Origin of the sequence: Streptomyces sp. NPDC007856, assembly GCF_042868225.1 — a bacterium.
Lineage (GTDB): Bacteria > Actinomycetota > Actinomycetes > Streptomycetales > Streptomycetaceae > Streptomyces.
The window spans coordinates 1-13556 of sequence record NZ_JBIAEC010000034.1; the positions used below are offsets into that span (position 1 = coordinate 1).

12 protein-coding genes and 5 pseudogenes are annotated in these 13556 nt (G+C 69.5%); 6 read left to right on the top strand and 11 right to left on the bottom strand.

Annotated elements, in window-relative coordinates; translation table 11 throughout:
* Window positions 1-89 precede the first annotated feature (89 nt).
* Together ACFYOH_RS41215 and ACFYOH_RS41220 are read right to left on the bottom strand one after the other, a co-directional pair.
* A pseudogene (locus ACFYOH_RS41215) lies at window positions 90-377 on the bottom strand (transposase); the annotation flags it as partial.
* Between the two features lie 206 nt (window positions 378-583).
* A pseudogene (locus tag ACFYOH_RS41220) lies at window positions 584-1047 on the bottom strand (amine oxidase); the annotation flags it as partial.
* Between ACFYOH_RS41220 and ACFYOH_RS41225 the strand changes: the two are divergent.
* Window positions 937-1398: pseudogene (locus tag ACFYOH_RS41225) on the top strand (universal stress protein); the annotation flags it as partial. The pseudogenes ACFYOH_RS41220 and ACFYOH_RS41225 overlap by 111 nt on opposite strands.
* Here the strand turns inward: ACFYOH_RS41225 and ftsH are convergent.
* The 4 genes and pseudogenes from ftsH to ACFYOH_RS41245 all read right to left on the bottom strand — a co-directional run bounded on the left by ftsH (window position 1300) and on the right by ACFYOH_RS41245 (window position 4330).
* Window positions 1300-3165 carry an ATP-dependent zinc metalloprotease FtsH gene (ftsH, locus tag ACFYOH_RS41230; protein ID WP_388636552.1) on the bottom strand — a complete coding sequence of 622 codons (1866 nt, stop codon included), beginning with the start codon at window positions 3163-3165 and terminating at the stop codon, window positions 1300-1302. The pseudogene ACFYOH_RS41225 and the gene ftsH sit on opposite strands and share 99 nt — an antisense overlap.
* Window positions 3166-3278: 113 nt before the next feature.
* Window positions 3279-3650 (bottom strand): hypothetical protein, encoded by a 372-nt coding sequence (locus tag ACFYOH_RS41235; protein WP_388636554.1) that lies wholly within the window; start codon window positions 3648-3650, stop codon window positions 3279-3281.
* Window positions 3647-4153: pseudogene (locus ACFYOH_RS41240) on the bottom strand (dienelactone hydrolase family protein); the annotation flags it as partial. The pseudogene ACFYOH_RS41240 and the gene ACFYOH_RS41235, both read right to left, overlap by 4 nt.
* A gap of 30 nt (window positions 4154-4183) precedes the next feature.
* Window positions 4184-4330 (bottom strand): DUF1918 domain-containing protein, encoded by a 147-nt coding sequence (locus tag ACFYOH_RS41245; RefSeq protein WP_388636556.1) that lies wholly within the window; start codon window positions 4328-4330, stop codon window positions 4184-4186.
* Window positions 4331-4588: 258 nt separating this feature from the next.
* On the opposite strand from ACFYOH_RS41245, the gene ACFYOH_RS41250 reads away from it, so the two are divergent.
* Window positions 4589-5692: a hypothetical protein gene (locus tag ACFYOH_RS41250; protein WP_388636558.1), complete on the top strand. Its 1104-nt coding sequence runs from the start codon at window positions 4589-4591 to the stop codon at window positions 5690-5692.
* 42 nt (window positions 5693-5734) lie between these two features.
* Here ACFYOH_RS41250 and ACFYOH_RS41255 read toward each other — a convergent pair whose 3' ends face one another.
* Together ACFYOH_RS41255 and ACFYOH_RS41260 are read right to left on the bottom strand one after the other, a co-directional pair.
* Window positions 5735-6001, bottom strand: coding sequence for a hypothetical protein (locus ACFYOH_RS41255; protein WP_388636609.1), 267 nt, complete (start codon window positions 5999-6001; stop codon window positions 5735-5737).
* A gap of 36 nt (window positions 6002-6037) precedes the next feature.
* The gene (locus ACFYOH_RS41260; protein WP_388636611.1) at window positions 6038-6745 is read right to left on the bottom strand and encodes an SPFH domain-containing protein; all 708 of its coding nucleotides are present in this window, start codon (window positions 6743-6745) and stop codon (window positions 6038-6040) included.
* Here ACFYOH_RS41260 and ACFYOH_RS41265 point away from each other — a divergent pair.
* On the top strand, window positions 6628-7002 hold the full coding sequence (locus ACFYOH_RS41265; RefSeq protein ID WP_388636560.1) for a DoxX family protein: 375 nt from the start codon (window positions 6628-6630) through the stop codon (window positions 7000-7002). The genes ACFYOH_RS41260 and ACFYOH_RS41265 overlap by 118 nt on opposite strands.
* 141 nt (window positions 7003-7143) lie before the next feature.
* Window positions 7144-8537: pseudogene (locus ACFYOH_RS41270) on the top strand (phosphoketolase); the annotation flags it as partial.
* A gap of 1059 nt (window positions 8538-9596) precedes the next feature.
* Here ACFYOH_RS41270 and ACFYOH_RS41275 read toward each other — a convergent pair.
* On the bottom strand, window positions 9597-10124 hold the full coding sequence (locus tag ACFYOH_RS41275; RefSeq protein WP_388636562.1) for a YbhN family protein: 528 nt from the start codon (window positions 10122-10124) through the stop codon (window positions 9597-9599).
* Between the two features lie 4 nt (window positions 10125-10128).
* Complete coding sequence (locus ACFYOH_RS41280) at window positions 10129-10419, bottom strand: hypothetical protein (RefSeq protein WP_388636564.1); 291 nt, start codon at window positions 10417-10419, stop codon at window positions 10129-10131.
* 53 nt (window positions 10420-10472) lie between these two features.
* Between ACFYOH_RS41280 and ACFYOH_RS41285 the strand changes: the two genes are divergently transcribed.
* Window positions 10473-12227 carry an MFS transporter gene (locus tag ACFYOH_RS41285; RefSeq protein ID WP_388636566.1) on the top strand — a complete coding sequence of 585 codons (1755 nt, stop codon included), beginning with the start codon at window positions 10473-10475 and terminating at the stop codon, window positions 12225-12227.
* Window positions 12113-12880, top strand: coding sequence for a maleylpyruvate isomerase family mycothiol-dependent enzyme (locus ACFYOH_RS41290; protein ID WP_388636613.1), 768 nt, complete (start codon window positions 12113-12115; stop codon window positions 12878-12880). The genes ACFYOH_RS41285 and ACFYOH_RS41290 overlap by 115 nt, the downstream gene beginning before the upstream one ends.
* On the opposite strand, the gene ACFYOH_RS41295 is transcribed toward ACFYOH_RS41290, so the two are convergent.
* On the bottom strand, window positions 12782-13486 hold the full coding sequence (locus ACFYOH_RS41295) for an integrase core domain-containing protein (protein ID WP_388636567.1): 705 nt from the start codon (window positions 13484-13486) through the stop codon (window positions 12782-12784). The genes ACFYOH_RS41290 and ACFYOH_RS41295 overlap by 99 nt on opposite strands.
* Window positions 13487-13556 lie beyond the last annotated feature (70 nt).

Genomic DNA, 13556 nt, shown 5'->3' on the forward strand with positions numbered 1-13556 from the left:
CGGCCACGACCCGCTACCGCACCGCCCCCGATCTCCTTGCCGCCTCGCATGAAGAAACCGACACACCGACAGGTTGATTCTTTACGGCTTCTGTGGACCCAGCACCTCTGATGCCGGGTTTCGGGGAACACCTCGGCCAGGGCGTTCCAGAAGCCGAGGGCCCCGTCGCTGACCGCCAGGACGGGGGCGCGCATCCCGCGGCGTTGGCAGTCGCGCAGCAGGCCGGCCCAGGAGTCGGCCGATTCGCGGTAGCCGTCGTTCACGGCGATCAGCTCTTTGGTGCCGTCCGCGCGCACGCCCATCAGCACCAGCACGCACGCCTTCGCCTCGCGCAGACGGATGCGCAGGTGGATGCCGTCGGCCCAGACGTAGACGTAGTAACCAGCGGCTACGGCAGTGGTCTGTGTACGGGACGTGGAATCCATCCACAAGGACACCGCTTCGGCCGTCCCTCCCCGCTCAGCGACTACGACCGGGTCGGCTCCGCGTTCCTCTGGTCGCAGGAGCGCAACGCACTCGCTGGGTTGGCCGGCGGCGGACTCGACATCGCCCACGAGGCCGTCGACCGGCATGCGGCCTCGGATCGGGCGGACAAGGTCACGCTCCCGTGCGCCAGCGGCAGGGACGACTCCATCACCTTGTCCAGGCAGAACGGCCGGTCGACGGGAACGAAGAGCTTGGACGATTCCCAGCTCTGAGCGGTGAAGCAAGCCGCCTTGTAGGTGAGCGTTCCCCCGGTCGCATCGGTGACCGCGATGCGGTTCCCTCCGGACGGTCCAGCCGGGTGACGGCAGGACGCGGCTTACCGTCGTGCAGGGACTTCAGCGATGTGTCCTGTGGCCAGTGGACGATCTTCCCCGGCTCGCGCTCCCACAGGCGCAGCGGCAGCTGCTGGCTGCCGCCGACGATGCCGCGGTGGCGGTCGCCGGCCTCGGTGTAGACGACTCGCAGGATCTCCAGGATGGAGTTCGGGAAGTCGGTGTCCCAGCCGCCGGTGCCGAAGCCGACCTGGCCGAAGATCTCACGGCGCCGGAAGGACTTGAACGCCGCCCATCTTCATCAGCTCATACGCGGCCACGATGCCGACCGGGCAGGGTTGCCGTGGAGCGGCGACTGGTGCGCTCCCGGGTCCGTTCGGCTCTGCTTGAGGCCGGCCGCGACGCACAGCTGATGGTCGCCGGTGCCCGTGGTCGTGGTGGCTTCTCGGGGCTGCTGCCCGGCTCGGTCACCATGGCCCTGCTGCACCACGCGTACTGCCCCATCGCCGTTATCCGGGGCGACCGTGTCCTGCTGGACGGCTTACCCGGGTGCGCTTCGTCCAGGAGGCGACGACGCGTTGAGGGCGTGGTCATCGACTCTTCCGTCCGCCTGGCTGCGTTCTTGGCGCAGGACGTCTAGGACGACGGAGCCGTCGACGGTCTCGTGGGTGACCAGTTGTTGGGCCAGGTGTTCCAGGGCGGCCCGGTGGCCGCGCAGCAGTGTGATCGCGTGCTGTTCGGCCTGGCGCAGCAGGCGGGCGACCTCCTCGTCGACGATGCGCTGGGTCTGCTCCGAGTACGCCGGGCGACCGGGCTCGTCGGTGGTTTCACCGAGGAAGTGTGGGTGGGAGGAGGCATAGCCGATCGGGCCGAGTTCGGGGGAGAGGCCGAACTCGCGGACCATGCGGGTGGCGATCTGAGTGGCTCCGGCCAGGTCGTTGGCGGCTCCTGTCGATCCTTCGCCGAAGACCATGAGTTCGGCCGCGCGCCCGCCCAGGCGCACCGCCAGAAGGTCGGTCAGGTAGCTCTCGCTGTACAAGTGGCGTTCCGCTTCGGGGAGCTGCTCGGTGACGCCGAGGGTGACGCCGGCCGGCAGGATGGTGACCTTCGCCACCGGGTCGGCGTGCTCACACAACGCCGCGACCAGGGCGTGGCCCGATTCGTGGACAGCCACCGAGCGGCGTTCCTCGGGCAGCAGCGCGTTGGAGGACTCTCGGCGCCCCAGCAGCACACGATCGCGGGCGGCATCCAGGTCGTGCGGCTCGATCCGGGTGCGGTCATTCCGTACGGCGTTGATGGCGCCCTCGTTGACCAGGTTGGCGAGATCCGCGCCGGAAAAGCCGGGCGTGGCGCGCGCTACGGCATCCATGTCGACGTCCGGAGCCAGGATCTTGTCCCGGGCGTGGACCGCGAGGATCGCGGCTCGCTCGGCCTGGTTGGGCAGCGGCACGGTGACCTGCCGGTCGAAGCGTCCGGGGCGTAGCAGGGCCGGATCGAGGGCGTCGGGCCGGTTGGTGGCGGCGAGGACGACGATGCCGCTGGACTGGTCGAAGCCATCCATCTCGGACAGCAGCTGGTTGAGGGTCTGCTCGCGTTCGTCGTTGCCGCCCAGCTGGGCCCCACCGGCGCGTCGTGCTCCGAGGGCGTCGATCTCGTCGATGAAGATGATCGACGGGGCGCGTTTGCGGGCCTCGTCGAACAGGTCGCGCACCCGGGAGGCGCCGACCCCGACGAACATTTCCACGAACGCGGAGCCGGTTACGGACAGGAACGGCACGTCCGCCTCGCCGGCGACCGCTCGTGCGAAGAGCGTCTTGCCGGTACCGGGTGGCCCGACCATGATCACGCCACGGGGGCCTTTGGCGCCTGCGGCGGTGTACCGGGCGGGATTGCGCAGAAAGTCGACGACCTCGCTGATCTCCTGCTTGACACCGCCATAGCCGGCGATGTCGCCGAACCCGGTGGTGGGTCGCTCCGCCTCGATGATCTTTGCCCGCGAGCGTCCGATGGCACTCAGCCCGCCGGTCACCGACCCTGCGGCACGGCGCCCCATCCACACGAAGATGCCGATCAGCAACAGGAACGGCAGGAACGAGAAGAGCACGGACAACCATGTCGAACCGCCGCTGCTGCTCTGGCTGGCTTTGATCTGCACGTGGTGCGAGGTCAGCTGCTGCTGGAGCTGGGCCCCGGTGCCCAGCGCGGTGGGGATCTGGGTGGTGAACTTCGTGCCGTCCTTCAGGGTGCCGCTGACCGCGCCCTTGTCGTTGATGTCGACCATCTGCACCTGGCTGGCGCCGACCTTGCCGACGAAGTCGCTGTAGGAGAGTGAACTCGTGTGCGGCCCGGACCGAGCGCGCGAGAGCAGCAGGACCATGACGAGCGTCATCAGGATCCACCAGAACATCCAGCGTCCGCCGAGCGGCTGTGGTTGCCGGGAGGGAGGCGTGGGCGATTCGCGCGGCGGCCCAGGCTTGGCGGGCGGTGTCAGGTGCCGGTGCGGCATCCGCACTCGTGTGATCACCAATCCCACGCCCCCTTCGGTCGGCATGAACCCCGTCTACCAGCCTCAACCCGGTCGTTCCTCGGTGGCAGGGGTCGAACGGCCCTGATGGGGGCCTTCCGGTCAGGCCCTCTCAGGACCGAGGCCACCGTCAGCCAGTGACCAAAAGCCGACTGACAGGTGTGTACGTCCTCGAGCTGCCACATCAACGAAGCGCGCCCTAATGTGCGGCCCCCGGGAACATCGGGGACGGTGACCTCGGCTTCATGGACGAAGCGGTCTACGTACGCCTGGCGGACATACTTGACCGGTGCGACACTGGGGCCCAAGCCGTCGTAGTAGGCGCCACGCACCAGTTCGGGCAGTCGCGCGGCGAAGTTGGCGGTCACATCGACGGTGAGCCTGTCGCGGAATGTATGCAGCCAGGTGCGCAGGACGTGGGCGAGGTGGCGGTCCTCTCGAAGAGGTGGGTCGCGCCGGGGAGGATCGCGGGCTGGTTCTCGCATCGCAGCAGGGCCTGCGCCGCACGATTGAGGTCGAGTACAAGTCGGTCGTGGCCGCCGACGACGAGCAGGGTGGGGGCGGTCACAGCCGGCAGCTGTGGTCCGGCGAGGTCGGGCCTGCCGCCGCGGGAGACGATCGCAGCGATCCGCACGTCAGGCTCGGCGGCTGCCCAGAGCGCGGGGGCAGCACCGGTGCTGGCGCCGAATTAGCCGATGGCCAGCCGCTGAGCCTCGGGCTGCCCGCGCAGCGAGCCGGTGGCGTGCGTGAGCCGCCGGGCGAGGATACCCGTGTCGAAGACATGGGCCCGGTCGGCCTCCTCCATGTCGGTGAGCAGGTCGAACAGCGGGGTGCCCAGCCCCGCGCGGTTCAGGCCGGCCGCGAGGCGGCGCGGAGCTGTTCCCGCCTGCGGTGTACCCGGTCACTGCCTCTCCCGGTGCGGCTGCCCGAACGGGGCTTCGTGTGCCGGACGGGTCTCGATCACGCATCCTGGGCCGGGAAAGATCTCTGTCTCGCGACCGTCTTCGTAGCGCACCCGATAGGGCGGTTCGCCGTTCTGGCCGAGCACCCTGCCGTCTTTCCCTGACTTCGTTCAGGATGCCCCCGGGAGGTGGCGCGCGCAGAAGCGCCGTTCGGGTACCTCCGGCGGGCTGTCGGGCCCGTCGGTGCCAGGCGCCCGCGGCTCGTGCGGTGGGCAAGCGCGGCTCGTCGGGCGGGCGCATCCTGGAGTTGGAAGAGCCGCGGCGCGCCAACCGGAACGTGCCTTGGTACGGCGGCATCCCGGGCGTGGTGGCACGTGGCGCCGGCAGCCCACTCGGGAGTGACCATGAGACTTTCCTTCCTGGAACCTCTCTACAAGCAGCCCGGTCCTTTCGCGTCCGTCTATCTGGACACATCACGTGACGCCGCCATCGAGGAGCCCGATGCCGCCGTACAACTCCGCTGGCGGCATCTTCGGGACGCACTGATGTCCGAGGGAGCGGACCGGGACACGATCACCGCGGTGGCGGGCACCATGGGCAGCGACACGGACGTTCCCGGCACGCATGGTCAGGCCGTGTTCACCGCTCACGGACACCTGGCCCTGCTGGACGAGTTGCCCGCACCGCCTGCACGGGACACCGCGCACTTCGGGACGCTGCCGGACACCATGCCGCTGATCGTCCAGCATGCGCCCGCGATCCCGTACCTGGCGGTGCACGTGCATTACGGCGGCCGTCACTCGACGGATGCCACCGGCACCGTACGGATCGAGGCCGAGGCGGGTACATGGCCGCTGACCAAGGTCACGCCGGGCCACCGTCTGGACGAGGAGATCCCGGTATCGGACTGGTCACGCGCTGTCGGAGAGGTCGGCCGGGAGCTGGAAGGTCACGCACGGCGCATCGACGTCGAGACGGTGGTCGTCGCCGGAGACGTCTGGGCCCGCGGAATCCTTGTCCACCGGCTCCCGGCCTCCCTGCGCGGGCAGGTCTCCACCGTGGAGGGAGCCGGCGAGTCCGAGCTTGGGCGGGCACTGCTGGAGCGGCGGCTCGAAAGCCTCTTCACAGGGCGCATGGCCGCGCACGACCGGGCACTGCTGGACGCTTTCCTCGCCGAGCGGGCCCGCGACGGAGCGTTCGCGGAAGGCGTTGCGCCCGCCGTGTCGGCGCTGCAACGCGGCATGGTCAAGGCCCTTTTCCTCAACGACCACCCCGAGTCGCCGTTCCGCCTGTGGGCAGGCCCGGAACCCGGCCAACTCGCCCTCACCGAACAAGAACTGCGCTCCTACGGAATACGGGAGATCAGCGAAGAACGGGCCGACGCGGCCCTGGCCCGCGCCCTCGTCGGCTCGAGGGCCGAACTCGTCGTGGTGCCCGAGCAGGAGCTGTGGCTGAGCGAGGGTGTGGGCGTGCTGTTGCGCTACGCCGACCCCATGTCCCGTGACTGAACAGCCTTCTGGGAGCGGCAGAACGCCGGTTCTCACCGGTACTCAAGGGTGCGCCCTCAGCCGGTCGTGTTGCGGGACGGTGGTGCCGCCGTCGGCCCGCACGGCTTCCACCACCGCCTGGTGCAGGTTCCGGCTGTCCTGCTGAGAAGGGCACGGCACCGGGCTGCCAGCCAGGGTGAACCACTCGGAGGTGCCGGTGTACCGGACCTTCACATCGGCCTGCCTGCCGTCCCAGGTGGTATGCACGCTCAGCTCCCTGCTGACGATTCCGGCCTCGTCGGTACGGGCAGGGACCCCTTTTTCCGACAGCTCCCGCTTCTGGGTGCTCCAGCGCCGCCGCCCGGCTCAGACCGGGACGGAGCTGCCGCTTCCCACCGGTTCCCTGCGTGTCCGAAGTTCCGGCGGAGACGCCGCGCCCTTTCCGGCTTCGCCTTCGACAAACCGGGTCAGTGCGCGGACGCCTTCGAGGAACTGGGCCGGGAGGACGATGGTCGAGTTCTTCTCCGCGGCGATTTCGGCGAGGATCTGCAGGTTGCGCAGTTGCAGGGCGATCGGGTGGTCGCTGATGACGTCGGCAGCCTCGGCGAGGCGGTTGGCGCTCAGAGCCTCCCCCTCGGCAGCGATGATCTTGGCACGCTTCTCCCGCCCGGCCTCGGCCTGAGGGGCCATGGCCCGCTGCATTCCCGCCGGAAGCTCGATGTCCTTCAGCTCCACCAGCAGTACGTAGATGCCCCATTGCTGGGTGAGCCCGTCGAGGATGTCCTTGATCCGGCTGTTGAGGGTCTCCGTGTCGGTGAGCACCTGGTCCAGCAGGGAACGGCCGACGACGTTGCGCACGGTGGTCTGGGCGATCTGGCTCATCGCGGACGACACGTCCTCGATCTCGACGATCGACTTCACCGGGTCGACGCGGCGGAAGTAGACGACCGCGGCTCGTGCGCACCGACTCGCTGGGCACCGGCCGGTTCGACAAGGTCGGTATCCCCGCGCCTGCCTTCTTCGCCACGCTCGACGGAGTCTTCGAGATCGGCTGCGGCCTGCTGATCCTTGCAGGGCTGCCCATCCGGTTGGCCGCAGTGCCCATGGTGATCGACATGATCTGCGCCTTGGCGATCACGAAACTGCCGCTTCTGTGGGGACACGGGGCGTTGTTCAAGGGAGAGACCGGCTGGTGGGATTTCGCCCACGAGTCCCGCGTAGAGGTCGCCCAACTGTGTGGCGGCGTCTTCCTGCTCATCGTGGGCGCCGGCCGCTACTCCCTCGACGCCCGTCTGCAGCACCGCCTGACGGCCGAGGCCACGCCTCACTGACCGGTCCTGCCGTCGAGGAGCGCGATGTCGTGCGTTTCCCCGCCGGCGAGCTGCGGCCCGGTGCCGGCCATGTGCGAGGCCGTCCCCTGCTAGCCCTTGAGGACACCCAGCGGCACCAAGCGCGCTACAAGGCGGCTCAGCCTGCGGCAGCTGGAGGAGTGGCTGCGCTCCTACCGGCCCGAGGAACTCTTCGACGACCACGGCCGTCCCCGCACCCAGGTGCTGGCTCACATCCCCGGGGGCGAGCGGCGGCTGGGTGCGCCCCCCCCCCGCGCCAACGGCGGCCTGCTCGTGTGCGAGTTGCCCATGCCGCCGCTGGAGAAGTACGCGGTGCCGGTGGAGACCCCCGGCGGTAGCCTGCACGAACCCACCGCTGTGCTCGGCCGCCTCCTCCAACAGGTGATGGCCGACACCGCCCATCGGCGAGACTTCCGTGTCGTGAGCCCCGACGAGACCGCCGCCAGCCGGCTCCAGGCCCTCTACGGCGCCACCAACAAGGCGTGGCAGGCCGAGATCCTGCCGAGTGACGAACACCTGGCCCGCGGCGGTCGGGTGATGGAGATCCTCTCCGAGCGCACCCGCCAGGGCTGGCTGGGCGGGCCATCTGCTGACCGGCCGGCACGGCCTGTTCTCCTGCTACGAAGCATTGGTCCACATCGTCGGCTCCATGGCCAACCAGCACATCAAATGGCTTCGCACATCGCGCCGCCTGCCCTGGCGGGCCCCGATCCCCTCGCTGAACTACTTGCTCACCTCCCACGTGTGGCACCAGGACCACAACGGCTTCTCCCACCAGGACCCCGGTTTCATCGACCACGTGCTGAACAAGGCACGCGAGGTGGTGTGGGTCTACCTGCCGCCGGACGCCAACACCCTGCTGGCGGTCGCTGGCCACGTACTGCGCAGCCGGGACTACGTCAACCTCGTCGTCGCGGGCAAACAGCCCTGCCACGACTGGCTGTCGCTGGACGAGGCGCGCGCCCATTGCGCCCGCGGCGCGGGCATCTGGGACTTGGCCGGTACCGATGACGGCGCCCGGGAGCCGGATGTGGTGCTCGCCTGCGCAGGGGACGTCCCCACCATCGGGCGCTGGCCGCCGCAAGCCTCCTGCGGCAGCACACGGTGCGGGTTGTCAACGTGGTCGACATCGCCCGCCTGATGCCGGCCAAGGAACACCCGCACGGCATGCCGGACGCCGAATTCGACGCTGTTCACCCGCGACAAGCCGGTGGTCGCCGCCTACCACGACTACCCGTGGTTGATCCACCGCCTCGCCTATCGCCGCGCCGTCCACCCGCACCTGCACGTGCGCGGATACAAGGAGGAGGGAACCACCACGACCCCGTCGACATGGTGGTCCGCATCTGGACCGCTACAGGCTGGTCATGGACGTCATCGACCGCGTGTCCGGCCTCGGCGTGCGCGCCGCCGGGGTACGCCAGCAGATGGCCGATGTCCGCTTCGGACACCAGGGGTGGATCCGCGAGCACGGCACCGACCTGCCCGAGGCCGCCGACTGGAGCCGGCCCGGCTGAGGACCTGCCGCCGATGCGTCAGGGGCTGGGGGTCAGTCGGAGCCGCACATGCTCAGCGGCTGGCGGTGCGGACGACGAGGACCGGGCAGGTGGCGTGCTATACGCACTGCTGGCTGGCCGTGTCGAAGAGCACCGCGCGGGACCTGGCCGGGGTCCTCTACAGCGCCGCTCGGCGGGCGACGGAGGCCGCGCTTGTTGCTCTTCGGTTCCGTGGGGAGAGCGTAGCCGTGGCAAAGCCTTCGCACCAAGGTCAGGATCCGGCGTGAAGGCTCCGAGAGCAAAAAACAGTCCCCGGTAGTGCTGCACGTGTCCTGGGGCTTCAGTCGTCACTGTCGCTCCGGTATCGCGCCGGCTTGCCGGGGGCCTGATCCACATCCTGTCCAAGTTCACTCCGCCGACTAGACGTCCTCGTCGATTTTGTGACTCTTTCGGTGTTGTGGGCTACTAACCACGATGCACGCGGTATGCCCCGAGTCAATAGTTTTTAGGTCAATTCTTCCATGTGTGAGCAGATCGCCCAGTCGACGTGGCAGGGCGGGGCGGCTTCTCCAGGCCCCGGCCTGGATTCTGCGGCCCGGACGGCCGCACGCGGCCACCGCACGGTCGGCGACGGATTGGGCGGCCATGGCGTCGTCCAGGATGGCCAGCAGGGTGTCGTCTGTTCCTGCCGTGTCACCAGTAGCTCAGAGGGCCCGTGCTCCACGGCGCCGTCCTGGCCTCCAGTCCATCACCGCCGATCCGCGTCGGCCGCCCCAGCCGCGAAGCCCTGACCGCCCTCGCCGACCTGGCGCCGCAGCCACCCAGCCCATGGTCCCGGAACCTCCGGCGGCTCGGCGTTGCCCGAACGGTACTGCGGCGGGCCTGGTCGGCCCCATCCTGGTCCGGGCGTGGAGCATCAAGCTGAGGGGGCTCGCACCAGCGATAGACAAAGTGGGAGGGCGGTGTCTGCCTTCGACTTGGTCGCCGGGGGAGGTGCGGTGTCGCTGTCCGCCGGGGGACGTGGTGCTGGTTGTGGTGGTCGGAGCCGTGGCGGTGGGGACGCTGGCGGTGGTCGCGGACCTACCCCGGAGGCAATGCAGGCGACGTTCTTCGACTGTTACGGACGGGGATTTCTGCGTCGTGTCGAGTGGCGGGGCGGGGAGGGCGCGGCGGACTGGTCCGGAGCGTGAGGGCGAGCCAGCTCGCCCAGCCGACGGGCTGCAGGGCCCAGTAGCTGACGGCCCGGTACAGGAGCGTCGCGGCGATCGCCGGTCCGGGCCGAAGACGGGACAGGACGAGCAGTGCGGACAGGCTCGTCTCGACGATGCCGAGGCTGCCTGGGTCAGGCGAAGGCTGCTGGGGGGCTTGGGTGAGCACATAGGCGAGCAGCAGACTGTGCCAGGGCACGCCGATGCCCAGCGCCCGCAGGCCGATGGCCAGGCAGGCGACGCCGAAGACCCAGTTGAGCGGCGCGAACGCGAACGGTGGCAGCCAGGGGCGCAGGCCGGGCTGCAGGCTGCGGGCCTGCTCGACCAGGTGGACGAGTGCCTCCTGGCCCTGAGGGATGCGGCGGGAGCGCAGCCCGGCGTCTGTCCACGCTCGACCCACCGCTTTACGGAGGCACGGGGAGACGGGTTGCTCCGAAGACGGCCAGGGCGATCCCCAGGACCAGTAGCACCCCGGCCGCAGGGAGCAGAACGGTGCGCAGCCCCGCCGGTCCCGCGGCGACCACGCCGGCCACGAGCAGGACAGCCAGAGCGAGTACCGACAGTCCACCGGCCACGACCAGCACGGCGGCCGTGAGCACCTGCTCGACGCCCCGGCGGCGCAGCTGCCGGAAGCCCCAGGCGGCGGAGAACGCCGCTCCGCCGGGCAGCGCACCCGACACGGCGTTGGCGGCCATCACGAGAGCCGTCGTGCGCCGCAGGCTCCAGCGGGTCCCGCCTGGCCGTTACGATGATCCTTTGCGGGGCGGTCCCCGCGTTCACGGGCTGGATGGTGGCGGCCATCGGCTGGCGGTCTCTGTTCCTGATTGCCCCGCTGCTGTGCCTGGTCTCGCTCTGGTTGACGGCCCGCTGCGTCCCGGAGTCACCCGTCCAGCAGGGCCGTCGCCTGGACATGGTCGGTGTGGCAATGATCGGGACCGCCCTGCTGGCCCTCGTCGTTGGCCTCGCGGCGGCGCAGAACGGCATCTCCCAGCCCGAGACCTGGGTGCCGCTGGCGATCAGCACGGTCGTCGCAGTGCTTTTCGTGCTCCACGAAGGTCGCACTCGTGAGCCTGCGCTGGACCTGGCGCTGTTCCGTAGCACACCGTTCAGCGTGGCCCTGGCGGCGACCCTCACGCTGAACTTTCTCGCGGCCGGACTCGGCATCGTCCTGGGACAGTTCGGGAGTATCGTCCTGTCGCTGTCCGCCGAGGCCATCGGCCTGCTGTACCTGCCCGGCACCCTGCTGATCGCCGGTGCCGTCATCCTGGCCGGGCGCCTTGTGGGGAAGTACACCCCGCGGCCGGTGTTGGTCACCGGTCTGCGGGTGATGGCGGCGAGCGGGCTGCTGCTGGCGGGCACCGCGGGCCCGACGATGGCGGTGTGGCTGCTCGTGCTGGCCACATGGCTGTGCAACCTTGGCTCGCTGGTCACCTCCACTTCGGTGTCCGAGACGGTCCTCTCCCAAGCACCGCCCGGGCGTTCCGGCACGGTCGCCTCCGTTCAGATGGCCTTCGCGATGACCGCGGAGGCCGTGGCCGCCCTCCAGGAGCTGGACAAACAGGCGTCGGTCGAGGAGGTCGCCCGGCGCCTGGACGGCGAGGTCTCCCCGGCCGTCCTCGCCCTGATGAAGGCCCTGGTGGTGCAGGCCGCCGGGCTCGGCACAGTCACGAAAACCGTGGAGAGCTTCGGCGGGTTCGCGAAGCAGTACGAGCAGATCGAGAAGGTCTCCGCTCACCACGGCAACTTCTGGGAGGTGCTGCTGTACGGGCAGATCGGCCGGGACCGGACGCTGATGTTCGACCTGGCCGAGAAGCAGTTCACCGCCACCTCGGAGGACGGGCGAGTGCTGGATGCGCTCGCGCACGCGCAGCGCAATGAGGCCGCCCGCGGCGAGTACATCAGCGCGATCGGCGAGGACGGCACGCGGGTCGACATCTCCTTCGCCACGCAGAACTGGCAGAAGGCCGTGGTCGACGGGACGCGGCCGGGGCAGTTCGTCCGCAAGCACTTCGAGGCGATGGTCTTCACCTACCTCGCCGAGGAACCGCGCACGGCGAACAGGGGCGCCCGGCCTCCGGCCGGACAGCCCCTCACCAAGATCTTCATGAGCCTTCTAGCAGCTACCACGCCGCCCGCGAGCATCAGCGCCTCTGTCCCGCTCCCGACCGGCAATGCTTCACTCTTACAGGCCTTGCCCGGTAGAAAAGGAAGCAGTGGCAACAGGGCTCACGGCCGCAGGGCTTGCCGGGCGCGGTGCAAGTCTGGTTGGGTACCACCGCCCCCGGCATATGGCGCGTGCCGGGCAGGGTGGGGAGCGGAGCGAGCAACGTGCACACGACGGTACGGCAGGACGGCTCGTGGCCCTTGCCCGACGGGCTGGCGCAGGCGATTCGTGGCACTGCTGAGGAGATCGCCGCGCTGGTGCGCAGCGCGAGCGACACTGCGCTTGCCGTGCCGGGGTCAAAATGGACCGTCGGCGAGGCCGCCGCCCACCTGGCCATAGCCAACGAACTGATGGCCGACCTGGCAGCCGGACGGGAGCGCCCCTACGGCGACGGAACGCCTCAAAGCCTGGCCGAGGCCAACGCCCAGTCCCTCGCCGACTTCGCAGAACGTCGGGCGGAGCCACTCGCGACGATGATCGCGGAGCAGGCCGAGGCATTCCTGGACGCTGTCTCACACCCTGCGGCCCACGGCCCCGCACCAGCCACACCCCTGGGCACGATGAACCGGTCCGTTCTGGCGTCGTATCTGCTCACGCATATGCTCGGTCATGGATACGACCTGGCCCGCGCCCTGAAACGCCCGCACATGGTCGACCGGGCACGGGTGGGGTTGTGCATGCCATTCATGCTCTCGGTCATGCCGCGTGTCGCGGACCCGTCAGCCACGGCAGGGCTCGCGGCCCGTTACCGGATCCGGCTGCGTGGGGGCGAGACATTCGGCGTGGCCCTGGCCGACGGGGCCGTGCAGGTTATCCCGGGCGCGACGCGACGCCGCGCGGACTGCACCATCCTGCTCGACCCCGTCGCCTTCCTGCTCATCGCGCTCGGCCGGCTAAATCCCTGGCGTGCCATCGCCCGGGGGCAGGTCCTCGCCTGGGGCCCTCGGCCCTGGCTGGCCCCCCGCTTCCCGACCCTGTTCACCGCACCCTGACCCGGCTGACAGGCCGGCCGCCGTAGTCAGCCGCGGTTTCGCCGTGGCCTCGGCGTCGATGTTCATGCCCAGTTGCACCTGCCGCTCGATCCCCCAGGGAAGCTCGGTGGCCAGGGCCGGTGAGAGGCTCTGGAATTCCATCGCGACGCTCTGGTCGCGACTGCTGTAGCTCTCGCCGTTCTGCCGGACGGCCTCCAGCCACTGCGCCGGCATCGTCTCGCCGGTGAAGTGCAGGATCACCCGCACCTCCGGCGGGAGTTCCGCTCCGGGTCTGATTGAGCTGCCCCGAGTTTCGTAGAGTCCGTGATCTTGTTTCAGGCGGACTGCGGGGTGGCTTCCTGTTGTCGCCACCACTCGCGTTCGTACTCGGCGGGCGGTACGTAGTCGAGGGTGGAGTGGAGCCGTTCCTCTGTTGTACCAGGTGACCCACTGGAAGATCGCCCGCTCGACCTGGTCGACGTCGCGCCACGGTCCTTGCATCTCGATCAGCTCTGCCTTGAAGGTGCCGTTCAGCGCCTCGGCCATCGCGTTGTCATACGAGTCCGCGACCGAGCCGACGGACGCGGCGACCCCGACCTCGGCGAGCCGGTCGGTGTAGCGAACCAAGCCCCGCTCCACACTTGCCCGGGTGTGAGCGGCGTGCGGGACGGGATCAGATACGGCATCAACCCTCCTT